This is a genomic window from Raineyella sp. W15-4, from assembly GCF_033170155.1.
Taxonomy (GTDB): Bacteria; Actinomycetota; Actinomycetes; order Propionibacteriales; family Propionibacteriaceae; genus Raineyella.
Map to the genome: position 1 here is coordinate 3,020,187 of NZ_CP137079.1, position 26,783 is coordinate 3,046,969.

The following is a 26,783-nucleotide window of genomic DNA, read 5'->3' on the forward strand; positions in this document are numbered from 1 at the left end:
CAGCAGGCGTGGTCTGCGCAGCAGACGTCTCGGTACGACCGCAGGATGCCGATGCCGCGCTTGCGGCGCCCATGGGTCAGTGACGACCGCGCAGAGCGTCGATCTCGCGGCGCTCCTTCTTGGTCGGCCGGCCGGTGCCGCGGTCCCGCCGGGCCACCGCGGCCGAGAGGTAGGCCGGCCGCTCCGGAGAATGGTCGACGTACGCCTTCGCCGCGATCGCGGCGCCGACCCGCTTGGTGATCGGGTCGACCACCTCGAACTCGCGGTCCCAGCCGGGACTGCGGACCACCACCCGGTCACCCGGTTTCACGTCCTGGGCGGGTTTGGCCGGTCGGCCGTTGACGCGGACATGGCCGCCCTTGCAGGCATCACCGGCCATGGTGCGGGTCTTGTAGATGCGGACGGCCCACAGCCAGGAGTCGACACGGGCCATGGGCGGCTCCTCTCGTCCGGCTTCCGGGTGATCGAGCCATCGTAGCGCCCGCCGGCCCCGGTCCGGGGGTCAGTGTCTGCTGCGGTGGAGCAGGTCGAGCAGGTAGTCGCCGTAGCCGGATTTGCACAGTCCGAGGGCGCGGGTGTGCAGGTCGTCGTCGGTGAGGAAGCCCATCCGCCAGGCGGCTTCCTCGGGGCAGCCGACCTGGAGTCCCTGGCGCTTCTGCAGGGTGTGGACGTAGTTGGACGCGTCGAGCAGCGAGTCGAAGGTGCCGGTGTCGAGCCAGGCGGTGCCCCGGGGCAGCACCTCGACCTGCAAGGTGCCCTGCTCCAGGTAACGGCGGTTCACATCGGAGATCTCGTACTCCCCGCGGGCCGAGGGCTGTAGCGAGCGGGCGATCTCGACGACCTGGTTGTCGTAGAAGTAGAGGCCCGGCACGGCGTAGTTGGACTTCGGCGCGGCGGGTTTCTCCTCGATCGACAGGGCCCGGCCGTCGGCGTCGAACTCCACCACCCCGTAGGCGGTCGGGTCGGCCACCCAGTAGGCGAAGACCGCCGCGCCGTCCAGGTCACCGAAGCGCTGCAGCCGGGTGCCCAGACCGGGGCCGTAGAAGATGTTGTCGCCGAGCACCAAGGAGACCCGGTCGCCGGCGATGAAGTCCGCTCCGATGGTGAACGCCTGGGCCAGTCCCTTCGGTTCGGGCTGCTGGGCATAGCTGATCGCCACACCGTACTGGGCGCCGTCGCCGAGCAGCCGTTGGAACGCCGAGGCCTCGTGCGGGGTGGTGATCACCAGGATGTCCCGGATCCCGGCGAAGATCAGCGCCGAGAGCGGGTAGTAGATCATCGGCTTGTCATAGACCGGCACGAGCTGCTTGCTGATACCTCGGGTGATGGGGTGGAGCCGCGTCCCTGAGCCCCCCGCCAGGATGATGCCACGCATGATTCGACCTTCTCACACCCGGTTCACAGCGACCAAAGCGGCCACCGTACGGCAGGACGCGGTGCCTCCGTGAGGTCTCAACACCCGCGCAGGAACTGGGCCTTCAGCCATGCCCCGGACTGGTAGGCGAAGTCCCACAGCCAGCCGCCGATCGTGCGCTCCCGGGGGTAGTCCCACACGCTCACCCGGGCCGGCACACAGCGCTCCATCAGCATCCGGGCCCGCGCCGCGTGCGCGGTGCTGGTGAAGACCGCCACGTGGGTCCAGCCGTGCTCGCGCACCTGCTCGGCCAGCAGCCGGGCCTCCCCCCGCGTGGTGTACGGGTCAGGGGTGACGCAGGTCACGACGTAGCCGTTACGTTGTTCACCGCAGTCCGGCGGGAAGAAGGCCTCGCCGGTGGTCCGGTCGATCGACCTGGTCGCCAGGACCACCGGAGCCACCCCCTCGTCGCCCCGGGCCAGGGCCTCGGGCCAGCGTGTCTCGACCGGGCCGATGACGTACATCGCGTCGACGTGCTCCACCGGGTCGATCCGTGGGTGGGCGACGAACCGGATGCACAGGGCGAGCCAGGCCACCACCAGGGCGAGTCCGGCGCCGGCGGTCACCACACCGCCGTGCCGCCGGGACCCGCGCGAGGCCATCAGTCCACCCGGGCGAGATCGGTCAGGTAGGCCCGCAGCGACTCGGCGGTCGGCCTCGGGGTGAATCCGGTGGCCTTGATCTTGTCGAGGGTGAGGGCGCTGTGGCATGGACGGGGGGCGGTCTGCTTGCCGGCGGTGTAGCTGGCGGTGCTGACCGGGGTGACGTCGGTCCGGGCCCGCCCGCACAGTGCGTAGACGTCGGCGGCGATGTCGGCCCAGGACTGCACCGGCCCGTCACCGGTCAGGTGGTAGCTGCCGTACGGCGGCCGGGAGGTGAGCAGGTGGACGATGCCGGCGGCCAGGTCGTCGGTGAAGGTCAGCCGGCCGTCCTGGTCGTCGACCACGTTGGGGGTGATCCCCCTGGCGGCCAGCCCGGCCATCGTCGCGACGAAGTTCGGCCCGTCACCGATCACCCAGCTGGTCCGGACCAGGTAGTGCCGCGGCACGGTCCCGACCAGGGCGTCACCGGCGGCCTTGGTCTGCCCGTACACCCCCAACGGGGCCGGCGGCTCGTCCTCGTCGTGCCACTGCGCGGTGCCGTCGAAGACGTAGTCCGAGGAGACGTGCACCAGGGTCAGTCGGTGTTCGGTGGCGAGGCGGGCCAGCCGGCCGACCGCGATGACGTTCGCGGCCCAGGCAGCCCGCCGGCCCGCCGGCGTCTCGGCGGCGTCGACCTTGGTGTAGGCGGCGGCGTTGATCACCGTGTCGTAGTCCTGCCAGCGCACCGCCTCGTAGGCGGCGGGGTCGGTGATGTCGAACCGGTCCCGGCCCCACGCCTCCGCCCCCGGCAGGGCCGCGGCCAGCGCCCGGCCGAGCTGGCCGTTCGCACCGAGGACCAACGTCCGCCGCGACGGCATCGCCACCACGTCGGCCAGCAGCGGGTGCTGCCGGTCGGCGGCGGAGATCTCGGCGTCGGCCAGCGGGATCGGCCACCCGATGGCCAGCTGCGGGTCGGCGAGGTTGACGTAGGTGTAGGAGGCGCGGGCCTGCGGGCTCCAGTGGTCGTTGACCAGGTAGGAGTAGGCAGTCGCCGGCTCGAGGGTCTGGTAGGAGTTCGCCACCCCACGCGGCACGAACACCGCGGTGTCGGGGGCCAGCTCGACCGTGGCGACCGTGCCGAAGGAGGCACCCTCGCGCAGGTCCACCCAGGCCCCGAACGCCCGCCCGGTCGCGACCGACACGAGCTTGTCCCAGGGCTCGGCGTGGATCCCACGGGTCACCCCGACCTGAGGGTTGAACGACATGTTGTTCTGCACCGGCCCGAAGTCCGGGAGTCCCAGAGCGACCATCTTCTCCCGCTGCCAGTTCTCCTTGAACCAGCCCCGGGCGTCGCCGTGGACCTGCAGGTCGATCACCAGCAGTCCCGGGATCGCCGTCTGCCGGATGCCCAACTCCCCCATCACAGTCCCCTCGATCGGCCGGTCATTGCCCGCGGGTGGCGTAGGCGGCCTCGACCGCCGCCTTCTGCGGGCGCCACCACGCCTCGTTGTTCCGATACCAGTCGACCGTCGCCGCCAACCCCGCCTCGAAATTGCGGTACCGCGGGGTCCACCCGAGCTCGTCGCGCAGCTTGCTCGCGTCGATCGCATACCGCAGGTCATGGCCCGACCGGTCGGCCACCCGGTCATACCCGTCCTCGGGCCGGCCCATCAACCGCAGGATCGTCTCGATGACGGTCCTGTTGTCCTTCTCCCCGTCGGCACCGATCAGATAGGTCTCCCCGATCCGGCCCCGCTCGATGATCGCCAGCACCGCCGCATTGTGATCCTCGACATGGATCCAGTCCCGTACGTTCGCCCCCGCCCCGTACAGCTTCGGCCGGCCGCCGTCGAGAATATTGGTGATCTGGCGCGGGATGAACTTCTCCACATGCTGGTACGGCCCGTAGTTGTTCGAGCAATTGCTCAGCGTCGCCGCGACCCCGAAGGACCGCACCCACGCCCTCACCAGATGATCCGACCCCGCCTTCGACGCCGAATACGGACTCGACGGCCGATACGCCGTCTCCGGAGTGAACTTCCCCGGATCATCCAACTCCAGATCCCCGTACACCTCATCAGTCGAAATGTGGTGCAACCGCACATCATGTCGCCGGCACGCCTCCAACAGCGTGAACGTCCCGACCAGATTCGTCCGGATGAACGGCGACGGATCCCGCAGCGAATTGTCATTGTGCGACTCCGCGGCGAAATGGACCACCACCTCGGCGTCGGCCACCAGCTCATCCATCAGATCGGCGTCGGCGACATCCCCCCGGACAAACCGCACCCGGTCGGCCGGCAACCCCGCCAACGAGTCACGATTCCCCGCGTACGTCAACGCATCCACCACCGTCACCCGGTGATCCGTCGTCGCCACCACCTGCCGCACGAAGTTCGAACCGATGAACCCCGCGCCCCCCGTCACCAGAAAGCTCGTCACGGCCCGAACGCTACCCGAGCGGAGGGCATCCATCGCGCCGCGCCCGTTCCCGTAGAGCCACGAACTCGGGAGATCTTCGCGTCAGGCCTCGATGCGGCGACACACCAGCCGGAACAGCGGGCCCACCCCGCTGGCCAGCCGTGTTGGCAACGCGCGGCTGATGGCCTCTCCGTCTGCACGCGTCATCCCGGTCCGCGTCACCCACATCAATCCGAGCACCAGGAACAGCCCGGTCGCCCCCGCGACCACGGCGGCGACCACGGCGTACGGACTCATCAGATCGACGCCCAACAGCCCTACCGGTACCCAGGCAGTCCAGCTCACCAATCCGCCGATCAGCAGCGGGACGATATCCCGTAGCGCCTGGGATGCGGGATAGGAGAGGGTTCTGAGTTCCCCACCCAGTAGCAGGACCAATCCGATCACCACTCCACCGATATTCCCGGCCACCGCCCCCCAGATCCCGAGGATGGGGATGAGCACCACGGCCAGCCCTACGCTGACGACAACGGCCACCACGTTCACCCACAGCAGGCGTTGGCCCTGCAGCCGAGCCTTGACGAAGGCCAGCACCGGTGCGGTGAGCACAGTCAGCCCGCCGCTGATGCCCAACGCCAGCAGGATGGGCTGCGCCGTCACGTAGTCGGCTCCGTAGATCAGTGGCACGAGCAGGGCGAAGGCCGGCATGGCCGCGCCGAGCAGCAGCCCGACCGCGGTGGCGGATGCCCGGACCGTACGACCGAGAGCCCGCCCGACCGCCGATTCGTCCACCTCACGCAGGCCCGACACGGCAGGGGTCAACGGCCCCACCAGCGCCTGCGCCGGGCTGAACAGATGGATGGACAGTCCGAAGGCGAGGGCGAAGATACCGGCGGCAGACGCCTGGTGCATCCAGGTGAGAATCACCACCTGGGTACGATCCTGTACCAGGCTGCCGATCACTTCGGCCGCCCCTGCCGGCAGTGCGAAGCGCCAGAACCCCGGCGGGAGATGTCGGGGCAGCCGCGGACGGAACACCGCGCCGCGATACACCCTGCTGATGAAGGGGATGGCAGACGCCACACTGACCGCGGCCACCACCGTCCGGACGGCCCAGACGGAATCTGCCGTCCCGATCCAGAGCGCTGCTGCCACCACCCCGGCTTGGGTCAGCAGGTTGATGAGCATCGCGTTCTGCGCCTCGCGGGCGGTCTTGTTCTCGATGACGAGCGCATCGAGGGCACCCCCCAGAGCGGCTGGCACCCAGACCCCGAAGATGATCGCCAGGACCAGCATCACCCAGTCCACCCGGACGATCGCGATGACTCCCACAGTCATCAAGGGCGCGAAGACCAGGAGGCGGAAGCCTTGCGCTTTCGACATCAGGTCCCGGACTGCGGCGGGCTCCCCCCGCGCGTGGGCCTTGGCGCCGAACTGAATGACCCCGGTATCGACGCCCAGGCTCACGATCACATTGAAGATGCCCATCACAGTGGTCAGATACGCCAACCGACCGAAATCGACCACGCCCAGCCGCCGCGCCAACAGAATGTTGACCAAGAACCCGAGGCCCACCCCGGTCACCGTGTGGACGAGCGTCCACAGCGCACCCCTGATCGCCCGCTCCTGCAGTTCACCGCGGTCCAGCCCGCGGCGCGGGTCGCTGGTCGGGAGCTGGGCATCGGGCACGTACGAACCTCTGGATCTTCCAGGAGTGAGGGGAAAACGACGGTATCAACCCGGCGGTATCGACAGAGCAGGACCGCAGTCGACAGCGACTATAGGCGACCGGGTCAGGCACCGTCCTGGTGCGTACCGGCTCTCATCACCCACGCTCTTTCCGTGCCGGGCACGCCCTCGGCAGTCCGGAGTCGTCCTTCCGGGTCCACCGCCGCCAGCTGAGACGCGTAGTGCGATACGACGGCACATTTGGCGGCTCTGTCGACCGGCAGCACCAGCGGCGCCGGCACCCACCCGTGCCTCCGGGCGATCCGGGCCACCTGGCCGTCGGCGGGAGCTCCCCACAGGTAGGGCAGGTCCTCGATCAGCACCACCGTCGGCCCCGGCTGGTCGGCCAGAACGGCCAGCGCGGCGTCGCGCACCGTGAGATGGTCCGGATTGACGTTCGGGCCCTGCCCCCCGCCGGCCAGAGCGAGTCGCAGACGGTACTCGTAGTTCGCCGCTCGGCGAACGACCTTGCCCAGGAGGGTCCTGAGGCGGCGGGTGGCGGGAACCGGAGTGGTGGTCGGGAAGGCCGGGACGGGGCGCCACACCGTTCGGAGCATCGGATCCACGAACCGCGACAGGATCGGGATGCCGGCACAGGCCGGAAGGACCACCGTACAGGTTCGGCCACGCCGGCCCTGCACCCAGTCCAACAGGCTGCGCTGCAGCTGACCCAGGTCCCGGGCGCGACGGGAAGGTGTGGTGTACGTCGCATCCAATCCGTCGAAGTGACGGTGTCTCACCCCGGCGGCCGCGCAGGCGGCGGCATCCTCGGCCCGCCGCGCGGTCATCGCGGTGTGCGAGTCGGGGAAACCGCACAGTTGGTCCCACCAGGTTGTGACCGGCTCATCCGGATCTCCTGCCAACACAGTCCAGACCTCGGCCCCGGTGCGATGGGCAATTTCGTAGGCACTCAACAATGCATCATCGAGATGCGGCGAGATGAGCAGCACCTCTCCCCAATCGGTCAACGCATCCTCGTTCACGCTTTCCGCCACCCCTGGATTCATCTCGCCCATCCCTCCCTCGCTCACGTGCGCCCACCGTACCCATGGTGCAGCCCCCAACCTCTGATCCGAGCCGCAAGGGATCCGACCGTCCGGGGGAACCGCAGCTTGACGAACAGCAGGGCTCTTGCCCAGTAATGGCCCGGACAGGACGCCAAGCCCTGCTGGACGGATTTCCTGAGCCGCTCGGCGGCCTGTTCGTTCCATTCCGCGGAATCAGCGGGGGACGTGACCGAATGGAACTTCACCAAGTCCGCATAGTAATCGGTCGCCATCCGGAGTGCCCGGATCTGTATGTCGGAGAATCCGACCTCGCCGAGGAAGGCGGCATTGTCCAGGTAGTTCTCAATGGAATCCGACAGTGACCTCCACGACCCTCCACGGGCCGCGCCCATGATGCTGTCGGGGCGTTGCCAGTAGAAATAACGCGGCTCGGGGGTCAGCACCACACGGCGCGCGCAGTGCAGGAGTCGGCACGAGGAGTAGATATCCTCGTGCAGCCGGCCCACCGGAAACCTCAGGTCGGTGAACAGCTCGGTGCGGAAGATCTTGCCGCAGGCCACTGTCAGCAGCACACGCAATTCGCCGTACAGCGCCGTGAGGGCCTCGTGGCCCGACAGGGTCAGCGGCTTGGTCAACCCACCGTCCAGTGGGTCGTCGGGCCCAGCGCCGGTGCGCAACAACCCACCCACAGCGATGTCGGCATCCTCTGACCGGAGGAGCTTCATCAGCTCCGCCAGATAGTCCGGGTCGACCCAGTCGTCACTGTCGATGAAGGTGAGAAACTCCCCCGCCGCAATGTCGACACCGGCATTCCGGGCAGCCGACAATCCGCCGTTGGCCTGGTGTACGCAGCGGATCCGCGAGTCGGCGGCGGCATAGTCATCGCAGATCTCACCGGATCGGTCGGGCGAGCCGTCGTCGACCAGGATCAGTTCGAAGCACGGGTAGGTCTGTCCGAGAACGGAATCCACGCAGCGGGGAAGGAGATCCTCGACGTCATACACCGGCACAATGACGCTCACCAGACCCTCGGCCGGTGTCCCCTTGCTCTCGCTCATTGTCCTCGTGCTCACTCGGGGGCGAGCCGACGTGTTCACCTCAGGATCTCCTGCCCAGCCGCTTGCGCAGCCAGCTCAGCGGCGCTGTGGGGGCGGCCCGGACCGCCCACAGCAGTTCACGTACGGCGGCGGCTGTTCCGCCGGATCTCAGCTCCGTCCGGGCCACCCGCTGGGCGCTCCAGAACGCGAACCGGCCGTTCGCGGCCCGGCTGGTCGCCAGGTCCCGGACCAGGTCGTCGCGGCCGGCCCGGAGCGCGGCCGCCCGATGCCAGTCGATCACATCGCCGATGGCGGCCACCAGCTCGCGATGGCCGCGGGTCACGTTGTCGGCATGCGTCCGGTAGTCCATGACGGCTCCCGCCACGTGCCGGAGGGGGCCCTGGAGCGCGAGCCTGAGGACGAGATCCAGGTCCTCGGCGTAGCGCAGCAGCGGACTGAAGCCGCCGACCCGGACCAGCGCGTCCCGGCGCACCACCATCGACCCGGCGAACACCGCCACGTCCCGGCGGAAGATGTCATGGAGATCCGCCTGCCGTGAGACGTCGAGCCCCAGCAGACGCCCGTCGGCATCGATCGACCGGACGTCGCCATAGGTCAGCGTGACCTCGGGCAGCTCGGTGTGAGCCCGGACATGCTGCTCGACCCAATCGGGAGGGTAACGGTCATCGTCGTCGAAGAAGCCCACCAGGGCTCCCCGGGCCCGGTCGATCCCCACGTTGCGGGCGACCGACACGCCGGAGGCCCGCTGGCGGACGACGACCAGGCCGGGGAAGCGGCCCAACTGCTCCGCCAACGCGACACGATCAGGGCAGCCGTCGTCCACCACGATGATCTCGACATCCGGGTAGCTCTGCCGGGTGATGCTGTCCAGCGCCTCGCGCAGGAACGGCGACACCCGGTTGGTCGCCATGATCATCGACACCAGCGGTCCGCCCTCGACGGGCGCGGAGTGGTCGGCAGCCAGGAGCTCGGCGGCCACTCACGCCACCCCGTCCAGCGCCTGCCGCAGGGCCGCGGCAGCGGTCGACCAGTCGTGCGCCCGGGCATACCGCAGGCAGGCCTGGGCGGTGCGGGCCAGCAGGGCGCGGTCGTCGGTGAGTCCCTCCAGCGCCTCGGCGAGGCCGGCGCTGTCGCCCGGCGGCACGAGGATCCCGACCCCGCGGACGGACTCGGGGATCCCGCCGATGTCGGAGCCGATCACCGCGGCACCGGCCGCCATCCCCTCCAGCACGGTGAGCGCGAAGGGCTCCGGCCACCGGGACGGCACCACCACCACATCGGCGCCCTGCAGCAGCCGGGACACCTCACGGCGCGGCGCGAACGGTCGGATGTCCACCCGGTCCCCCAGGGTCGCGGCCCCGGCCCGCACCTCCCGCTCGTACGGCGTCAGCGGATCGGACGCGCTGAACCCGCTCGACCCCACCAGGGTGAGACGGATGTCCGGGCGGTCGAGCCGCACCAGCGCGTCGACCAGCACATCGGCACCCTTGTCCGGGATCATCCGGCCGACGAAAACGACGTGCAGCGGCCCGGAGCCCGCCGGGGCAGTCTCCCGCTCCGCCGGGGTCGCGCCCTCCCTCCGGAAGGCCTCGACATCCACCCCGTTGTGCACCACCCGGAGCCGGTCGCGCAACGACCGGGGCAGGAACGCCGCCGTCTGTTCGGCCAGGGCCTCACTCACACAGATGATCGCGGCCACCCGGGACAGCACCCGGCGGGACTCCCAGCTCCGGTACGTCCGCAGCAGCTGGTTGTGGGCATAGAGCACCGGCACGTGCCGGTGGCTGTCGATCAGCGGCACCAGTTGGGGGGCGTTGTGGGCGAGCACGATCGACGGCTCCCAGGAGCCCTGGTCACACACCGTCGCGGCGAAGTCGTGGCGGGCCGAGACCCGCGGCAGGCCGAGGCTCCCCAGGCCGCCGTCGAGGTACCGCGCCGATCGCGGCCCGAGCGGCAGCGGACGGGCCCCGTCGTACTCGATGATGTCGGCACTGTCGTACCGGTCCGGGTAGGTGTCGCGGCGCACCACCACCGCCGGGCGGGGCTCGCCGGCCGGTGTGCTGCCGCACAGGCCGTGCACCACGGTCGGGATGGCACTGCCGGTCCGCGGCGAGTAGTGGTCGCCGGGGGTGATCACATGGACATGCCGCCGGGCACTCATGCCGGTACGCCTCCGGTGTCCCCACCCAACGCGCTCCGGTAGACGGCGTCGGTCCCCGCCACTTGTGCCTCCACGGTGAATCGTCGGCGCTGGATGTCGCGCAGTGCCTGCCCGTACCTGCGCCGCTGCTGTTCATCGGCGGCGAGGCCGCACAGCAGGCCTGCCCCGCGGGAGAGATCGCCGGCCGGGTAGAGCGCGCTGCCCGGCGCGACACCGGCGGTCTCCAGATGTCCGCCGGCGGCGCAGGCCACCACCGGCAGGCCCTCGGCCATCGCCTCCAGCACGGTCAGGCCGAGTCCCTCGATGTCACAGGGTGCCAGCAGGAGACCTGCCGACCGCATCAGCGCCGGCACGTCGCGGCGATGGCCGAGGAAGTCGGTCACCGGGCCGACGCCCCGCCGCCGGGCCAGATCCGCCAGGTCGCGCCGTTGCGAGCCGTCCCCGGCGATGGTCAGCCGCCAGCCCTGATCGGCCAGTCCGGACGACGCGAACACCTCGATGGCATCCTCGGTCCGCTTCTCCCGCTCCAGCCGCTGGACGACCAGCACCGTACGCCGCCGATCCTCCGGGGCGACCGGTGGGGCGTCGAGCACCCCCGGATGCACGACCGTGCTCGGCCCGTCGATCGCCTGTGCCACGTACCCGCTGATGGCGATCTGGGCCGCCAGCCGCCGGGCGACCACCGGGGCGACCAGACGGCCGGAGCGGCTCATCCCCCGCCGTTGCGCGAAGTGCCTGGTGGCGACCACCGGCCGGGACCGGACGGCCGGAGCGACGGTCGCCGCCACTTCCGCCGCGGTCATGTGGGCGTGCACGATGTCGCTGTGCCGGAAGGCGGCGAGCTCCCGGATCACCTCGGTGACCGAGGAGGCTTCCCGGTGCAGGACGTTCCGCCCACCGAAGGCGGCGTGCATGGCACGTCCCTCACCGCCGATCACCGCCACCGGATGGCCGGCGGCAGCCTGCCCGGCGGCGAGCAGCGCCACGTGACGTTCCACTCCGGCGAACGCGGCCGAACTGATGCAGTGGACGATCCGCAGCGGACGCCGGCTCATCCGCTCCCCCAGCCTGCTCCGGACGCGGCGAGGACGGGCGCCGGTGGGGACTGCCGCTGGGCCCGGTCCAGGGCGCCGAGACAGATGCCGATCACCAGGAACGGCACCGAGGCCTGGGCGGTCACCCAGAACAGATCGAGCTGGCCCGAGAAGATCCGCGACAGTTGGACGGCCACCGCCAGGGTGCCGTACGCCGGATCGAGCCGCCAGAGGATCGGAAGCGCCCCGATCATCAGCACCAGGAAGGCGGCCAGTCCGACGATCCCCGCGGCGGCGATCACCTCCATCTCGGCGTTGGGCGGCTGGAACGTCGGTTCCCCGGGCCGGTACCAGTAGCGCAGGCCGTGGCCCACCCACGGCGAGGTGGCCCAGTAGGCGACGGTGTCCCGGAGCCAGGCCAGTCGGGTGTTGGCCGAGTTGTACGCGTTCCCGGAGGCCAACTGCTCCCGCACCGTCATCACCACGACGACCGTGGCGGGGACGACCAGGGCCAGGATGATCTTCGATCGGCGCCGATGGGCGTCACCGCGCATCACGATGACCACCAGCGCGACCGCCAGCCCGACGAGCGCCTGTCGGGACTGGGTCATCATGATGGCGACGGCGTACACGGTGAAGGCGGTCAGCGCCCAGCGTTTGCGCCACCCCAGCCACAGTGGCCGGGCGTACGCCACGATGGCGGCGAACCCCAGCATCGTGCCGACGAAGTTCTTGTGCATGTCGTACGGCCAGTACAGGTAGACCGGACCGAAATCACCCGTGGCGTACTGGCGCAGTCCCTGGAAGAGGGTGATCAGCGCCAGCACCAGGGCCGTGCCGAGGAGCAGGTTGAGGCCCGACCGGGCGTGGCCCGAGCGGCCGATGGTCCAGCCGATGATCAGCGCCCCGGCCACCAGGGCCCAGGTGTGGAACCACTCGACCACCCCGGCGACGTACGGGTTCGCGATCACCGTGAACAGGGTGGCGAACTGGTACAGGCTCGACAGCCACAACAGCCCACGCAGCGCCGGACTGAACGGCCGCGGCGCGAACACCAGGGCGGTCAGTGTCGCCGCGCCCAGCGCCGCGTCGGAGATCGACAGGTCCAGCCCGGCACCGCCGACCCGCCGCACCACCAGCATCAGCGGCACGGCCAGCAGCGGGATCGCCGCCACGTCGGCCATCGTCAGCCCCAGGACCAGGACCACACCCACCACGGCGACGGCGAGGATCGGCCGGGCCGGCACCAGATACCCCACCCCGAGGGCGAGTCCCACCGCCAGCACGCCGCCGAGCAGCCACACCGTACGCTGCCCGGCTCGAGTCGCCATCAGCGCCGCCATCAGGCCTCCCCCTGCCGTGCCTCGTCGACCCGCAGTGCCGCTTCGACACGGACCGGTCCCCTGGCGAAGGTCCGGGCCCTGGCGGCAGCGGACCGGCCGCGCTCGCCGGTCAGCACGGCGGCCCGCAGCGCCGCCCCGAGCACCTGGCCGGCGCGGGCGACCTGCCAGCCGACGGCACCGAAGTGCTTGCGGAGGTAGCGCTCCTGGGAGGCGTGGAAATGCGTGTCCCGCCGGGCGGAGTCGGTGCTGGTCGCCGCCCCGAGGTGCTCCGCGGTGATGCTCGGCACCTCGGCGTGGCGCCAGCCGAGCAGTGCTGCCCGATACGCCCAGTCGGTCTCCTCCGCGTAGAGGAAGAAGCGTTCGTCGAGCCCCCCGACCTGGGCGAGGGCCTCGGCCCGCAGCATCAGCACCGACCCGATCACGTACCGGTCGGGGCGGTTCCACCGGCCCAGACCGATCGCCTCCAGCCAGGTCGCGCGAGGCGACGGGAACGGCCAGGCGACCCGCGACGGGTGCCCGGCCCCGTCGACCTGGGAGGGGCCGACACTGGCGAGCCCGGGATCGGCCAGCAACGCGGCGTGGAGCGCCTCGACGTCCTCGATCGAGATCACCGCGTCCGGGTTGAGCAGCAGCACGTCCGCCGCCGGTCGCCGGCGGTGCCGCAGCGCGGTGTTGACCCCGTAGGCGAAGCCCCCGTTGCGGCCGGAGTCGAGGTAAGTCACCCCCAGCTCCGCACAGATCGCCCGGATCTCGGGCATCGAGGAGTTGTCCACCACGGTGACCGGCAGAGAGGCCACCGGGGTCAGCGCACGCCGGACCAGCTCCGCAGAGCGGAAGGCGACCAGGACGATCTCGACGCTCCGGTCCTCGACGGCCTCGGCCGTGGACGTGCCGGCCGGCCCGGACCGGGCGGGGTCGGGCTCGTGCCGGACGGCCCGGTACATCGCGAGCAGGTCCTCGGCCACCCGATCCCAGGACGTCGTGGCGGCACGCGTCAGCCCCCGGGCCCGCAGTTCGGCGGCCAACTGCTCGTCGTGTCCCACCCGCAGCAGTGCTTCCCGCAACGCGGCCGGGTCGCCGGGCGGCACCAGCAGGCCGACGCCGCCGACCACATCGGGCAGGGCGCCGCTGTCGCTGGCCACCACCGGGGTGCCGCAGGCCATCGCCTCGACCGCCACCCGACCGTACTGCTCCACCCACGAGCGGGTGGTGAGCGAGGGCACGGCCAGCACGTCCAGCCCGCGGTAGAACTCCGGAAGATCCGCCTGGTCGACCGGGCCCAGGAACTCGACCCGGCCGTCGGCGCCGCCGCCCGTCACCCGGGCCCGCAGCTCCGCCTCCTCCGGACCGGCCCCGGCGAGGCGCAGAGCCAGCCGAGGGTCGCCGGCCACCGCGTCGAGCAGCACATCGACGCCCTTGTGACGGGCCAGCCGCCCGGCGTAGCCCACGACGACACGCCCCTCCGGGTCGCGCCGGGGCCCGCCACTCCCGGCGGGACGGAAATGGTCGGTGTCGAGACCCAGCGGGATCAGCCGCGCCGCGCCGGGAAAGCCCTTGTCCTCGCAGATCCGTCCGGCGGCGGTGTTGCACACCTGCACCCCGGCCGCATGGCGCAGGGCGATCCGTTCCGACCATCGGAACGGGATCGGATAGGTCTTGCGGAGGTTCTGCGCCGAGTAGAGCAGGTACGGCGCACGGCGGCGGCGCAGCCGGCTCAGGGCGAGGATCTCGGCGGTGGCCAGGGCGAACGGCTCCTCGTGGATGTCGAGGACGTCCCAGTGCTCGCCGAGGGCGCGCCAGAGCGGCCGCGGGTCGTAGAGAAAGAGTGCCGGGTGACGCCCGATCGTCGCCACACCGCGGGTCTTCTCGCCCGGTCGGAGGGTCAGGTCGACCATCCGGCCGCCCTCGTCCCAACGTCGGGCGGTCAGCAGGGTGACGTCGGCGCCGGCCCGCTCCAGGGCGCGTTCCCGCTCCCGCCAGCTGTCGACGACACCGCTGTGGAAGATCCGCAGCACGCGCACGGCCGCCCCCCTCCGGACCAGTTGAAGTGCGGGCCCCACCCTAGCCGACTGGGCCGACAGCGCCGGCTGGGCGCCCGCTGTGTGAAAATGTCGAGGACGAAAACGTCGGGCACACACCTATCTATCGACCGATGACTGGAGAGCAACCGTGCAGTTCCGAGAGTTCCTGGCTGTCCTCGGGTCCCGCTGGAAGACCGTCGTGGTCAGCCTGCTCCTGGTGCTCTCGGCGACAGTGGCCGCCACCCTACGCATCCAGCCGACCTACGAGGCGACGACCCAGGTCTTCTTCGCCGCCGACTCCACCAAGCCCGGCGGGTACACACTGACGACCGACGATCTGGGCACCTTCCAGCGGCTCGTCGACTCCCCGGTGGTGATGGGGCCGCTGCGGGACTCGCTGAAGCCGGCCCCCGGCACGTCGCTGACCGTCACCGCCGCCGTCACCGACGGTTCACCGATGCTGGACATCAGCGCCCGTTCCAGCTCGGCCACCACGGCCGCCGCGGCCGCGAACGCCGTGGGCCCCGAGCTCGCCTCGATCGGTCGTGACTTCGTCCCGGGGCTGCTCGCCACCGGCCAGAACGTCAAGGCGACCACCATCACCCCGGCCGAGGTCCCCAGCCGCCCGGTCGCGCCGAACCTCGTCCAGAACGTCGCGCTGGGGCTCCTCGCCGGCCTCGCCCTGGGCATCGGCCTGGCCATGCTGCGGCAGTTCCTCGACACCCGGGTGCGGTCCGAGCGCGACGTACGCGCCGTGTCGGACCGCCCGATCCTCGGCGCCCTCCGCCTGTTGCCGAAGGGCACCGACGCGGGAACACTGATGACCGACGATCCGCACGGGGTACCCGCCGAGGAATACCGCAGACTTCGGACCAACCTGCAGTTCGCCGATGTCACCACCGGGGGAAAGCACTCCTTCGTCATCACCTCGGTGATGCCCGGTGAGGGCAAGACGACCACCTCGGTGAACCTGGCCATCGCCCTGGCCGATTCCGGGGCCCGGGTACTGCTGGTGGACGGTGACCTGCGCAATCCGTCGGTCGCCGCCGCGATGGGCCTGGAGGGCAACGTCGGTCTCACCACCGTGCTCCTCGGCCGGACGACGGTGGCGCAGGCGGCGCAGCAGTGGGGGGATTCGACCCTGCAGGTACTCCCGTCCGGCGCGATCCCGCCGAATCCGAGCGAGCTGCTGGGGTCGACGGCGATGGCCACCCTCTTCGAGGAGCTGCTGGCGGCGTACGACTATGTGCTGGTGGACAGCCCCCCGGTGCTCCCGGTGATCGACCCGGTGCTCATCGACCGGCTCGTCGGCGGGATGCTGGTCGTGGTCGGAGTGAACTGCACCCTGAAGCGGGACCTGGCCCAGGCGGTCCGGCAGCTCCAGACGGTGGACGCCACGGTCGCCGGGTTCGCGCTCAACCGGGTGCCGAACGACGACGCCGGACGGTACGGCAGCTACTACGCGTACGGTCGCGGCAAGAAGGACAGGCGTCGGCGGGAGGCGGTGGCCTCCCGGAACGGCAGCCTGGAGGAGGCCGTTCCGGTCACCCCGGCGGCCATCCCGGGGCTCTCCGGGCCCTCGGACGGCGACGAGCACCAGGCGGCCCGGACGCCGCAGGGCGCGCCGTACGCGCCGCCGCAGAGCGACTCACACTTCGCCCGGTCGCAGGGGATCCTCCGTCCGTTGCCGTCACCTCCGGCGCCTACCACCAGTGAGGACATGGACGACACGGCGATCAACGCCGTGGTGCCCCCGACCACCCAGCCCAGTCATGGGCGCAGGTTCGCGGACTAGGCGCGGGACGTGCACCGACCCGTTGTCCCCGCCGTCGCCGGCCCCACCACCACGCCCGACACCCGCCCGACCACCGCGGCGACCCCGCCCACGGCGGGAGCCTGCTCGCTGACGCTGCACGGCCTGGCCTGCCGCGTCCCGGTGCGGCTGCTCGGGGAGCGGGCCGAGGAACTGCGGACCTCCCTGACCGCGGCGTGGTCGCGCTGTCTCACCCCCGACGGCTGTCTCACCCAGGACGGCAACCCCACCCAGGACGACGGCGCACTGGTCACCGACCCGATCGCGGTCCGGCTGGGGTCCGCACTGCCGGCACCCGACCAGGCACCGGACGCCGGCCCCGGCGCCGACGTGGTCCAGGTCGACGGCCACCGGCTCGATGCGGTCCTGCAACACACCACCCAGGCGGTCACCCGCGCCCTCATCGCTGCCCAGACCGGCAGACTCCTGATGTTCCACGCGGGTGCGTGCGCCGATCCGGCGACCGGCGCCACCGTGGCGTACGTCGCCTCCAGCGGCACGGGCAAGACGACACTGTCCCGCGTGCTCGGCCGCACCCTCGGCTATCTCACCGACGAGACCGTCGGGATCACCGCCGACGGGTCCGTCCTCCCCTATCCCAAGCCGCTGTCGATCCGGCAGGACGGCACCGCCGCTCCCAAGCGGGAGAGCTCACCCGACGACCTGCACCTCCTCCCGGCACCGGCCGACCCGTGGCTGCGCCGGATCGTCCTGCTGCACCGGACCGACACCCACAGCGGACCGCCGACCGTGGAGCCCCTCGAGCTGCCCGAGGCCGTCATCGCACTGGCGCCCGAGTCCTCCGCCCTGAGCAGTCTGGACCATCCGCTCCAGCTGCTGTCGGAGCTGCTCGCCGGCACCGGCCCGGTGCTGCGCTGCACCTACCGCGAGGCGGCACAGCTGGTCCCCGTCCTGACCTCCTTGGCCGAGGAGCCCCTCCCGACGTCCGACCGCCCTCCCCGGCGGGGCGGCACGGAGCCTCCGAGCGCCCCGACGCGGCACACGCCGGCACCACCGCGGCGGAGCCACGACGCCGGCCACCGGTCGCCCGGGACAGACCCGCTCCGGGCCTGCGACGGCGGCCTGCTCCGGGTGGAACCGGAGGACTCGCTGACCCTGGCGGACGGGCTCCTGCTGCTCTACCAGCACACTGTGGTCCGCCTCAGCGACGTCGGCCGCGCCATCGTCGCGCTGTGCGACCAGCCGCGCACCGATGCGGAGATCGCCGGTCGGCTGGCCGCCGAGTTCGGTCACCCTCCACAGGGAAGCATCGAGGACGCCGCCCGCGACGCGGTCGACATGCTGGTGTCCGGCGGCATTCTCCGGCGAACGGGCCCGGGCACATGCCGCTGATCGACCGAACCGGACAGACCAGGACACCGGACGAGCACGGAAGGGCGCAGATGACGGTTCAGCAGCCGACCGGAGGGCCGTCGGCGGAGACCCAGGCACCCCCGGACGGATCCTCCCGGCCGGGCTCGGCGCCGCCGGAGGAGGCGGACCGTACGGCCGGTACGGTCGACCTGACCGGCCTGCGGATCGCCCTCGCCCACGACTACCTGACCCAGCGCGGTGGCGCCGAGCGGGTCGTCCTGTCACTGCTGCGCGCCTTCCCCGATGCGGTGATCCACACCACCCTCTACGACCCGGACGGCACCTTCCCCGACTTCCGCGACGCCCACATCGTCACCTCACCGCTCAACCGGATCGGGGCGCTGCGCCACGACCCCCGCCTCGCCCTCCCGCTGCTGGCCTGGGCGAGCAGCCGGATGCGGATCGACGCCGACGTGGTGGTGGCCTCGTCCAGCGGTTGGGCGCACGCGTTCCCCACCGACGGTCGGCGGCTGGTCTACTGCCACAACCCGGCCCGTTGGCTCTACCAGTCCGACGAATACCTCGGTGAGGCGGGCAGGCTGTCGCCGCAGCGGCTCGCCCTGGCGCCGCTGCGCGGCCCGCTACGGGCCTGGGACCGACGGGCGGCCCACCGGGCCGACCGCTACCTGGGCAACTCCCGGGTGGTCGTCCGGCGGATCGCCACCACGTACGGCATCGACGCGGGTCTGGTCCCGCCGCCGCACAGCATCGATGCCTCGGGGCCCCGCCAGCCGGTCCCCGCCCTGGTCGACTGGCAGGACGGCTATCACCTCATCGTCTCCCGCCTGCAGCCGTACAAGAACGTCGACCAGGCGCTGGAGGCGTTCCGATCGCTGCCGAACGAGCGCCTGGTCGTCGTCGGCCACGGCCCCCTCGCCGACCAGCTCAGGGCACAGGCACCGGCCAACACCCGGCTGCTGTCCCGGCTCAGCGACGCCCAGCTGCGGTGGACGTACGCCCATGCCGTGGCGCTGCTCGCCCCGTCGTACGAGGACTTCGGTCTCACCCCGCTCGAAGCCGCGGCATTCGGCCGCCCGACCCTGGCCCTGCACGCCGGCGGCTACCTGGACACCGTCGACCCGTCCACCAGCGGCGCGTTCTTCGAGGCGGCCACCCCCGAGGCCATCGCACAGTCGGTCCGGACCTGGCGGACGCACCGATGGGATCCCGCAGCGATCGAGCGTCACGCCGACGACTTCTCGGAGGCCCGGTTCATCGACCGGATCCGTACCGAAGTCGCCGCGCTGGCCGGCCGATGACGGCGCCGAGCCGGCGGACCGCCGGTAGGGGGTCCGCCGGGAGCGTTCCGGAACGGGCTCCCAATTCACAAAGCGTCGTCCTTCGGTGCTTGAATGACCCCGTCAGTCGAGCTAGGCGACCAACCGGTCGCCGCACGGCGATCCGGCGCACGGGTCGCCGACGTTCAGGTTTCGGGGGAAACATGAGCACGGAGGCAACCACCAGCACCGAGACAGCGGCCCGCGTCGGCACGGTCGCGGAGCCCATCGCACCCGAGGACGGCCCGGCACACGACCAGGCCGGCCTGGTCGTGCCGCTGCCTCGGGGCCGCGGATCCTCGCGGCTGATCAGCGCCACCGCTGTCGCCACCGACCTGCTGGCCCTCCTGCTCGCCACCGTCATCGGCGTGCTGGGGCGTAACTCCCTGGCCATCTTCCCCGACGCCGCCGACGTGAGTTCGGTGGTCACCGGGATGGCACTGTGGCAGGTCCCGCTGTGGATCGGCCTGCTCGCATCCTGGGGGCTCTACCGGACCAAGAACATGGGCGCCGGGTCGGTGGAGTACCAGGCGGTGGTGACCGCCACCGGCATCACCGCGGGTCTCACCGCCGCGGTCCTCTACCTCAGCCACAGCCAATTGTCCCGAGGGTTCTTCCTGTTGGAGTTCACCGTCGGCCTGGCCCTGCTGCTGCTCGGGCGCTTCAGCATCCGTCGGGGCGTCCAGCGGGCACGGGCGGCCGGCCGGCTCCTCAACCGGGTCGTGCTGGCCGGCAACCCCCACACCATCGACGAGATCGCCACCGTGATCCGGCGGGAGTCCTGGCTCGGGTACGACATCGTCGGCGCCATCACCCCGGCGGCCGAGCCGTCGCTGCGCACCCCCCGTGGCATCAAGGTGATCGGCACCACCGAGCGGATCGGCGAAGCGGTGCGGGCGGCCGATGTCGAGGCCGTCATCTGCGCCGAGGGCGCCTTCTCGAGCAGCCGCGACTTCCGGCGTCTCGCCTGGGACCTCGAGAACGACCACAGCCAGATGATCGTGGTGCCGACGATGACCGACGTCTCCGCCGAGCGCCTCCAGGTGCGGCCGATCGCCGGGCTGCCGCTGGTCCACGTCGAGAAGCCCCAGTCCCAGGCCGCCTCCCGCTGGGGCAAGCGGCTGTTCGACGTGCTCGGGTCGGCCACGCTGATCGTGCTCAGCTCCCCGATCATGCTGGCGGTGGCGTTGGCCATCAAGCTCGACGACGGCGGCCCGGTCTTCTTCCGGCAGGTCCGGGTCGGCAAGGACGGCACCCTCTTCCGCTGCTTCAAGTTCCGCTCCATGGTGGTGGATGCCGAGCGGCTGCTGGCTCAGTTGCGCGCCCAGAACGAGTCGGAGGGAGGGGTCCTGTTCAAGATGGCGAAGGACCCCCGCATCACCCGGGTCGGCCACGTGATCCGCAGGCTCTCCCTGGACGAGTTCCCGCAGTTCTTCAACGTGCTGCGCGGTGAGATGAGCCTGGTCGGTCCCCGGCCGGCACTCCCCTCGGAGGTGGAGAAGTACGAGGACCACGTCCACCGCCGCCTCGACGTACGGCCCGGGATCACCGGACTGTGGCAGGTGTCGGGCCGATCCGACCTGCCATGGACCGAGACCGTACGGCTGGACCTGTACTACGTCGACAACTGGTCGATGGCCCAGGACATGATGATCCTGATGCGGACCGCTCGGGCGGTCCTGGCCTCCGCCGGCGCCTACTGAGGTCTCAGGCGACCAGGAACCCGTCGACCACCAGGGCCCGGATCCGCCCGACCACCTCGACCCGCAGCGCCTCGGCATCGGCCTCGAGCAGCTGTGCCACCGCCCCGATGATCACCCCGAGCGGCAGGTCCCCGTCGCAGGCGCCGAGGACGCCCGCCAGCGCGGTGTCGGCCGCCACCGCCCGGGCGAATCCGGTCCGCTGCCGCAGCACGATGTGCTCCGGATCGGCCGCCCCCGGCGCTCCGTACGTCTCCTGGACCGTCCCGACCAGCCGCCAGGAGGTGGCGAGCAGCTCCTCGTCGCTGCGACGGGCGAGCGCCACGCCGCGTTGATGGGCGGCGAACGCGGCACCCACCGGCTGGACGACACCGTGTGGCCAGTCCTCGAGCTGCAGGTGCGGCCGGTCGTGACCGGCCCGGTGCAGACTGACCCAGCCGAGCCCGACCGCCTCGATGCCGAGACCGTCGAAGTACGCCAGCCACTGGGCATACCGCCCGGCGTACTCCTCCGACCCGACCAGTCCGGCATCGGCGAGCCACAGCTCGATGTACTCGTACGGGTCCAGCACCTCCCGTTGCAGCACCAGCGCGTCACAGCCGGTCGGCTCGATCCACTCCCGCAGCCGGTCCGTCCAGTCCTGCCCGGCCACGTGGGCCCAGTTCGCCAGCACCTGCAGGGTGCCGCCCTCGGTGAGCATCTCGCCGGCACCACGCACCACCCGGGCGACCAGCTCGTCGGCGAGGAAGTCCCCCTCCCGGTAGCTGAGCCGGGCCCCGGGGTCCCGGGGCGGCGACATCACGTACGGCGGGTTGCTGACGATCAGATCGAACCGGTCCGCCGCCACCGGCTCGTAGAGGCTGCCCTCGCGCAGCTCGACCCGGTCCGCCACACCGTTCAGCCGCAGGGTGAGGTCGGCCAGGCGGAGCGCCCGGGGATTGAGGTCGGTGGCGACCACCCGCTCGGTGTGGCTGGCCAGGTGCAGCGACTGGACGCCGCAGCCGGTGCCCAGATCGAGGGCCCGGCCCGCCGGCCGGCGGATGGTCAGCTGGGTCAGCGTCGCCGAGGCGGGGCTGGCGGACAGCACGAAGTCCGGCCGGGTCCGGGTCACCCGACCGTCCAGTCCCGGCACGTGGTCGGCGACCACCCAGCCGTCCACCGCGGCCCCGGAGGCCTCGTCGGCGCCGTAGGGGCGTATGTCGACCGTCGCCGCCACCCGGCCCGCAACCTCGGCCAGCACCCCGTCGGCCGACAACGGACCGACCAGACCGGGTAGCGCCCGCTCGGCGGCGGCGCGCCCCACAGTCCGTTGCAGGACGAACAGCCGCAGCAGCGTGGCCTGCGGATCGTCGTCGCCACCCAACGCCCGCAACGCCGCCAGGGTGGTGTTGCGTCCGAGCGCGGCCCCGGCCCGCTCCCCCAGCCGCCCGGCCACCCGGTCGACGGTGAAGTCGGCGGCGCGCAGCGCATCGGCGACCCGGCGCGGATCGGCCGCGTACGGCGGCCGGGCGAAGCGGGTGGATCGGGCGGAGGCGGGATCGGCGGGCATGGCCCCATCGTGGCATGTCCCGACGGCTCGGTCACCGCCCGGCGGGCCGCTCGCCCGGTGCACCCACGTATTGGACGTATCAAAAGTAGTGGTCCGGGTGGCTACTGTGTGCCTCATGGGGGAACAGCAGGATGCAATGGAAGTGGACGCCCTTCGGGTCGTCGTGCTCGACCACACCGGCGCGGTGGGGGGTGCTGAGCTCGCGCTGATCCGGTTGCTCGATCACCTCGACGCCGACATCAGGGTCCGTACGATCCTGTTCGGCGACGGTCCGCTCGCCGAGGCCATCGCCGCCACCGGTCACGAGGTCGAGGTGCGGCCGCTCGACCCGCGGGTCGCCGACGCCGACCGGCATGTCGCGGGCAGCGGGTTCAGGGCACTGGTGAACGCCGTCCGGGTGCTGCCGTACGCGGCGCGGCTGGGCGGGCATCTGCGTCGGCTCGCCCCCGATCTCATCCACACCACCTCGCTGAAGGCCGACCTGATCGGTCTCATCGCCGGCCGAGTGGCCGGTCGGCCGGTGGTGTGGCACATCCATGACCGGATCAGTTCCGACTACCTCCCCGCACCGATGGTCCAACTGCTGCGCTGGCTGGCCCGCTGGGCGCCCACCCGGGTGATCGTCAACTCCGCCGGCACCGCCGCCACCCTGCCGAACGCCAGGGGCCTCACCATCGCCTACCCGGGGTTCAGCCCCCGCCAGTTGGGCCCCTCCCCCATCGCCCGGGACTCCCCTCGGCCCCCCGTCGTCGGGATCGTCGGCCGGATCAGCCCGACGAAGGGCCAACTGGAGTTCGTCCGGGCTGCCGCGACCGTGCTGGCCCGCCATCCCGAGGCCCGCTTCCGGGTGGTCGGCGCCCCGCTCTTCGGTGAGGACGCGTACGAGGCGCAGGTGAGGGCGGAGGTCGAGGCCCTGGGTCTGGCCGACGCCGTCGACTTCGTCGGCTTCGTCGAGGACACGACGGTCGAGCTCGACCGGATGAGCGTGTGCGTGCACGCCTCCAGTCAGCCTGAGCCCTTCGGTCAGGTGATCGTGGAGGCGATGGCCCGTGGCGTCCCGGTCGTGGCGACCCGCGGCGGCGGGGTGACCGAGATCGTGCAGCCCGATCCCGACGTCGAGCCACTCGGTTGGCTGGTCCCGCCTCATGACGTGGCAGCCCTGGCGGAGGCGATCAACACGGTGCTGGAGCATCCCGAGGTGACCCGGCCGCGGGCACTCGCCGCGTGGTGGTCCGTTCAGGAGCGTTTCGCGATCACCGGGACCGCCGCAGCCGTCCAGGCCGTATGGCGCGACACTGCCGGCCGCCGGGAGGGGAAGCACCCCCGGACGCCCCCGAGTCCGGTGGAGCACTGATTCAGTCACGCTGAGGTATGGCCACCGGACTGCCCGAGGGGATGGTGCCGGACCACCCACCCATGATGTGATGGAGGACACACCGCCGCACCGAGACCCTGCGCTTCGTCCAGATCACCCCGCCGGGCTCGGCCTGCTCGATCGCCTTCGGGGAGGGGCTGAGTGAGGTCCCGCCGGGCACCGCGTCCCTGCAGATCGTCGTCGCGGACATCCACCGGGCCCATGACGAACTCGCCGGCCGCGGTGTCGACGTGAGCGACGTCCAGGTCCTCGCCTGGGGACACTTCGTCACCTTTGCGGATCCCGACGGCAACCAGTGGGCCATCCAGTACCTCCCGAGCCGGCCGAACGGCTGAGCGGCTATCAGCTCGCCCCGGCCGGGTCGGCACGTTCCCAGCATGCAGGGCGGCAGCCCCAGCGTGCAGAGCGGCAACGGTGACACCAGCCCGTCGTTCGGGAAACACCCGCGCATCACACCTAGACTGACCGCGTGTTCCAGTCAACCGATGCGCGGGTGAGTCACCTCCACCGCATTCCCGCGCGCACCGGACGCACCGCCGACTGGTCCGACTGGGTGCCGGCCGACGTGATCGATGCCTGGGCCGCCCGGGGCATCACCTGCCCGTGGGAGCACCAGGCGGCGGCGATGAACGCCGTCCACGCGGGTCGGCATGTGCTGCTCAGCACCGGCACCGCCTCGGGCAAGTCCCTCGCCTACCTCGTACCGATCGCCACCGCGACCCGGGACGCACCACAGGATGCCCGGCCGGCCCCCGCAGCTGCCACCCGGCGGACATCACCAGCACCGTCGGCCCACCCGGCACGGGCCCGCCACCATGGCCCCCGCCCCGATTCCGGCCCCGATGCCGGCACCGGTGGCGGGATCGGCCCCGGCACCGCCGTCGCCACCCGTCCGCGGCTCACCGCCGCACAGCTGCGCGCCGATCTCGGCACCGCCCACCGGACCGGCACCGCCCTCTACCTCGCGCCGACCAAGGCCCTGGCCCACGACCAGCTGCGGGCCTGCCACGACCTGGGACTGGACGGCTGGCGCGTCACCACCCTGGACGGCGACTCCGACGACGCCGAGCGGGCCTGGGCCCGCGACTTCGGGACGTACGTCCTCACCAACCCCGACATGCTGCACTACTCGGTGCTGCCCGACCACGGCCGGTGGGCGCGGCTGCTCGGCTCGCTGCGCTACATCGTCCTCGACGAGTGCCACCGCTACCGCGGCGTGTTCGGCGCCCACGTCTCGGCGATCATCCGCCGGCTGCGCCGCCTCGCCGCGCTGTACGGGGCGGACCCGGTGGTGGTCGCGACCTCGGCGACCGTCGACGGTGGCGGCGAACTGCTCGCCGATCTGGCCGGGGTCGCTGCCGAGGACGTGGTGACGGTCACCGAGGACACCTCACCGCACGGGCAGGTCGACCTGGTGCTGTGGCAGCCGGAGGGCAACCATGACACCGAGTCGGCGCACCTGCTGGCCGACTGCGTCACCGAGGGACGCCAGACCGTCGCCTTCATCGCCTCCCGGGCGATGGCCGAACGGGTCGCCGTCACCGCCCAGGAGCTGGCCGGCCCCACCGGGCGGATCGACGCCTACCGAGCCGGCTACCTGTCCCAGGACCGGCGCCGGCTGGAACGCGACCTGCAGACCGGCCGGCTGCACGGCGTGGCGGCGACCAACGCCCTGGAGCTGGGCGTCGACATTGCCGGGCTGGACGCCGTCATCGTGTCGGGCTATCCGGGCACCCGGGCCGCGTTGTGGCAGCAGGCCGGCCGGGCCGGCCGCCGCGGCAGCGACGCGCTGGTGTTCCTGGTGGCCCGGGAGAACCCGCTCGACGCGTACTTCTTCGCCCACCCCGAGGAGCTGCTGGACGGCTCGGTGGAGCGTACGATCCTCGACCCGGCCAACCCGTACGTGCTGGGACCGCACCTGGCGGCGGCCGCGCAGGAGGCCGCACTGACCGAGGCAGATGCCCGGTTCTTCGGCCCGGCGATGCCCGGCATCGCCGACACCCTGGCCGCGCAGGGAGTGCTGCGCAAGCGGCGGGCAGGCTGGTACTGGACCCGTCCGGAGCGCGCGGCGACGATGATCGACATCCGCGGCGGCGGGGCCCGGGCGGTCGACATCGTGGACCGGGACACCGGCCGGCTGGTCGGGGTCGCCGACGTCGGCTCCGCCGATCGGGCCGTCCATCCCGAGGCGGTCTACCTGCACCAGGGCGACTCCTGGATGGTGGACACCCTCGACCTGGAGCACTACGAGGCGATCGTGCACCGGGACCGGCCCGGCTACACCACCCAGCCTGTCTCCACGATGGACATCGCGGTGCTCGGCACCGCCGAGGCCCGGCCGTTCGGCCACGACGCGAGTCGCTCGGTGGACACCGCCGAGATCTGCCGGGGGACCGTACGCCTCACCGGCCAGGTGGTCGGCTACCTGCGCCGTGACGAGCTCACCGGCGAGGTCTGGGACCGGACGCCGATGGTGCTGCCGGAACATTCCCTGGAGACGCAGGCGATGTGGATCCGGATCCCCGAGGCCGTCGTCCGGGCCACCGGCCTGACTCCGCCACAGCTCGCCGGAGCCGTCCATGCCGCCGAGCACACCGCCATCGGTCTGCTGCCGCTGTTCGTCTCCTGCGACCGCTGGGACATCGGCGGCGTCTCCACGGTGTTCCACCCCGACACCGGCGCCGCCACGATCTTCATCCACGACGGCCAGTCCGGCGGCTCCGGCTACACGGCCCAGGGGTTCCGGATCGGCGAGCGCTGGTGGCAGGCGACGTACGAGCGGCTCAGCAGCTGCCGCTGCACGAACGGCTGCCCCCGCTGCGTCCAGTCCCCCAAATGCGGCAATGCCAACCAGACCCTCGACAAGGAGGCGGCCCGGGTGCTGCTGCGGGCCCTGCTGCCCGCCCGGTGAGCTCCGGGCGCGGCCG

21 protein-coding genes are annotated in these 26,783 nt (G+C 71.6%); 7 read left to right on the plus strand and 14 right to left on the minus strand.

The annotated features are described in order from the left end of the window. Positions 1 to 76: 76 nt before the first annotated feature. The 13 genes from R0145_RS14155 to R0145_RS14215 form a co-directional block, all read right to left on the minus strand. Positions 77 to 433, minus strand: a complete 357-nt coding sequence (locus R0145_RS14155; protein ID WP_317837509.1) for an RNA-binding S4 domain-containing protein — start codon at positions 431 to 433, stop codon at positions 77 to 79. Positions 434 to 502: 69 nt separating this feature from the next. Further along, positions 503 to 1,375 carry a glucose-1-phosphate thymidylyltransferase RfbA gene (gene rfbA, locus R0145_RS14160; RefSeq protein WP_317837510.1) on the minus strand — a complete coding sequence of 291 codons (873 nt, stop codon included), beginning with the start codon at positions 1,373 to 1,375 and terminating at the stop codon, positions 503 to 505. Positions 1,376 to 1,452: 77 nt separating this feature from the next. Continuing rightward, positions 1,453 to 2,016 (minus strand): hypothetical protein, encoded by a 564-nt coding sequence (locus tag R0145_RS14165; protein WP_317837511.1) that lies wholly within the window; start codon positions 2,014 to 2,016, stop codon positions 1,453 to 1,455. Next, the gene (locus tag R0145_RS14170; RefSeq protein WP_317837512.1) at positions 2,016 to 3,416 is read right to left on the minus strand and encodes a bifunctional dTDP-4-dehydrorhamnose 3,5-epimerase family protein/NAD(P)-dependent oxidoreductase; all 1,401 of its coding nucleotides are present in this window, start codon (positions 3,414 to 3,416) and stop codon (positions 2,016 to 2,018) included. Before R0145_RS14170 ends, R0145_RS14165 begins: the two co-directional genes overlap by 1 nt. A gap of 22 nt (positions 3,417 to 3,438) precedes the next feature. Then, positions 3,439 to 4,437: a dTDP-glucose 4,6-dehydratase gene (gene rfbB / locus R0145_RS14175; RefSeq protein ID WP_317837513.1), complete on the minus strand. Its 999-nt coding sequence runs from the start codon at positions 4,435 to 4,437 to the stop codon at positions 3,439 to 3,441. Between the two features lie 81 nt (positions 4,438 to 4,518). After that, positions 4,519 to 6,105 carry a lipopolysaccharide biosynthesis protein gene (locus R0145_RS14180; RefSeq protein ID WP_317837514.1) on the minus strand — a complete coding sequence of 529 codons (1,587 nt, stop codon included), beginning with the start codon at positions 6,103 to 6,105 and terminating at the stop codon, positions 4,519 to 4,521. Between the two features lie 104 nt (positions 6,106 to 6,209). Then, complete coding sequence (locus R0145_RS14185) at positions 6,210 to 7,139, minus strand: PIG-L family deacetylase (RefSeq protein WP_317837515.1); 930 nt, start codon at positions 7,137 to 7,139, stop codon at positions 6,210 to 6,212. Between the two features lie 32 nt (positions 7,140 to 7,171). Further along, positions 7,172 to 8,209 carry a glycosyltransferase family 2 protein gene (locus tag R0145_RS14190; protein WP_317837516.1) on the minus strand — a complete coding sequence of 346 codons (1,038 nt, stop codon included), beginning with the start codon at positions 8,207 to 8,209 and terminating at the stop codon, positions 7,172 to 7,174. 40 nt (positions 8,210 to 8,249) lie between these two features. Beyond that, positions 8,250 to 9,188, minus strand: a complete 939-nt coding sequence (locus tag R0145_RS14195; RefSeq protein ID WP_317837517.1) for a glycosyltransferase family 2 protein — start codon at positions 9,186 to 9,188, stop codon at positions 8,250 to 8,252. Further along, entirely contained in the window at positions 9,189 to 10,370 is a 1,182-nt protein-coding gene (locus tag R0145_RS14200) for a glycosyltransferase family 4 protein (RefSeq protein WP_317837518.1), read from the minus strand. It abuts the gene before it with no gap. Next, complete coding sequence (locus R0145_RS14205; RefSeq protein ID WP_317837519.1) at positions 10,367 to 11,425, minus strand: glycosyltransferase family 4 protein; 1,059 nt, start codon at positions 11,423 to 11,425, stop codon at positions 10,367 to 10,369. Before R0145_RS14205 ends, R0145_RS14200 begins: the two co-directional genes overlap by 4 nt. Beyond that, positions 11,422 to 12,747 (minus strand): O-antigen ligase family protein, encoded by a 1,326-nt coding sequence (locus R0145_RS14210; RefSeq protein ID WP_317837520.1) that lies wholly within the window; start codon positions 12,745 to 12,747, stop codon positions 11,422 to 11,424. The genes R0145_RS14205 and R0145_RS14210 overlap by 4 nt, the downstream gene beginning before the upstream one ends. After that, a complete protein-coding gene (locus R0145_RS14215; protein WP_317837521.1) occupies positions 12,747 to 14,768 on the minus strand; it encodes a glycosyltransferase in 2,022 nt (673 codons plus the stop codon). Before R0145_RS14215 ends, R0145_RS14210 begins: the two co-directional genes overlap by 1 nt. Positions 14,769 to 14,916: 148 nt before the next feature. On the opposite strand from R0145_RS14215, the gene R0145_RS14220 reads away from it, so the two are divergent. The 4 genes from R0145_RS14220 to R0145_RS14235 all read left to right on the plus strand — a co-directional run bounded on the left by R0145_RS14220 (position 14,917) and on the right by R0145_RS14235 (position 20,935). After that, positions 14,917 to 16,563 (plus strand): polysaccharide biosynthesis tyrosine autokinase, encoded by a 1,647-nt coding sequence (locus R0145_RS14220; RefSeq protein ID WP_317837522.1) that lies wholly within the window; start codon positions 14,917 to 14,919, stop codon positions 16,561 to 16,563. Between the two features lie 9 nt (positions 16,564 to 16,572). After that, positions 16,573 to 17,934, plus strand: coding sequence for a PqqD family protein (locus R0145_RS14225; protein WP_317837523.1), 1,362 nt, complete (start codon positions 16,573 to 16,575; stop codon positions 17,932 to 17,934). A 50-nt stretch (positions 17,935 to 17,984) separates the two neighbouring features. Continuing rightward, a complete protein-coding gene (locus R0145_RS14230) occupies positions 17,985 to 19,214 on the plus strand; it encodes a glycosyltransferase (protein ID WP_317837524.1) in 1,230 nt (409 codons plus the stop codon). A 182-nt stretch (positions 19,215 to 19,396) separates the two neighbouring features. After that, positions 19,397 to 20,935, plus strand: coding sequence for a sugar transferase (locus R0145_RS14235; protein WP_317837525.1), 1,539 nt, complete (start codon positions 19,397 to 19,399; stop codon positions 20,933 to 20,935). 4 nt (positions 20,936 to 20,939) lie between these two features. Here the strand turns inward: R0145_RS14235 and R0145_RS14240 are convergent, their stop codons facing one another. Beyond that, complete coding sequence (locus tag R0145_RS14240; RefSeq protein ID WP_317837526.1) at positions 20,940 to 22,481, minus strand: methyltransferase; 1,542 nt, start codon at positions 22,479 to 22,481, stop codon at positions 20,940 to 20,942. Between the two features lie 115 nt (positions 22,482 to 22,596). On the opposite strand from R0145_RS14240, the gene R0145_RS14245 reads away from it, so the two are divergent. From R0145_RS14245 to R0145_RS14250, 3 genes are all read left to right on the plus strand, one after another. Beyond that, entirely contained in the window at positions 22,597 to 23,835 is a 1,239-nt protein-coding gene (locus tag R0145_RS14245) for a glycosyltransferase (protein WP_317837527.1), read from the plus strand. A gap of 158 nt (positions 23,836 to 23,993) precedes the next feature. Continuing rightward, complete coding sequence (locus R0145_RS18475; protein ID WP_411742125.1) at positions 23,994 to 24,191, plus strand: VOC family protein; 198 nt, start codon at positions 23,994 to 23,996, stop codon at positions 24,189 to 24,191. Between the two features lie 134 nt (positions 24,192 to 24,325). Continuing rightward, complete coding sequence (locus tag R0145_RS14250) at positions 24,326 to 26,767, plus strand: DEAD/DEAH box helicase (protein WP_317837528.1); 2,442 nt, start codon at positions 24,326 to 24,328, stop codon at positions 26,765 to 26,767. The last annotated feature ends 16 nt before the right edge of the window (positions 26,768 to 26,783 follow it).

Coding starts and splice junctions, on each gene's coding strand:
- R0145_RS14245 (WP_317837527.1), top strand. CDS start 22,597: ATGGGGGAACAGCAGGATGCAATGGAAGTGGACGCCCTTCGGGTCGTC.
- R0145_RS14205 (WP_317837519.1), bottom strand. CDS start 11,425: ATGAGCCGGCGTCCGCTGCGGATCGTCCACTGCATCAGTTCGGCCGCG.
- R0145_RS14170 (WP_317837512.1), bottom strand. CDS start 3,416: ATGGGGGAGTTGGGCATCCGGCAGACGGCGATCCCGGGACTGCTGGTG.
- R0145_RS14190 (WP_317837516.1), bottom strand. CDS start 8,209: ATGAGCGAGAGCAAGGGGACACCGGCCGAGGGTCTGGTGAGCGTCATT.
- R0145_RS14165 (WP_317837511.1), bottom strand. CDS start 2,016: ATGGCCTCGCGCGGGTCCCGGCGGCACGGCGGTGTGGTGACCGCCGGC.
- R0145_RS14235 (WP_317837525.1), top strand. CDS start 19,397: ATGAGCACGGAGGCAACCACCAGCACCGAGACAGCGGCCCGCGTCGGC.
- R0145_RS14230 (WP_317837524.1), top strand. CDS start 17,985: ATGACGGTTCAGCAGCCGACCGGAGGGCCGTCGGCGGAGACCCAGGCA.
- R0145_RS14210 (WP_317837520.1), bottom strand. CDS start 12,747: ATGGCGGCGCTGATGGCGACTCGAGCCGGGCAGCGTACGGTGTGGCTG.
- rfbA (WP_317837510.1), bottom strand. CDS start 1,375: ATGCGTGGCATCATCCTGGCGGGGGGCTCAGGGACGCGGCTCCACCCC.
- R0145_RS14155 (WP_317837509.1), bottom strand. CDS start 433: ATGGCCCGTGTCGACTCCTGGCTGTGGGCCGTCCGCATCTACAAGACC.
- R0145_RS14240 (WP_317837526.1), bottom strand. CDS start 22,481: ATGCCCGCCGATCCCGCCTCCGCCCGATCCACCCGCTTCGCCCGGCCG.
- R0145_RS14200 (WP_317837518.1), bottom strand. CDS start 10,370: ATGAGTGCCCGGCGGCATGTCCATGTGATCACCCCCGGCGACCACTAC.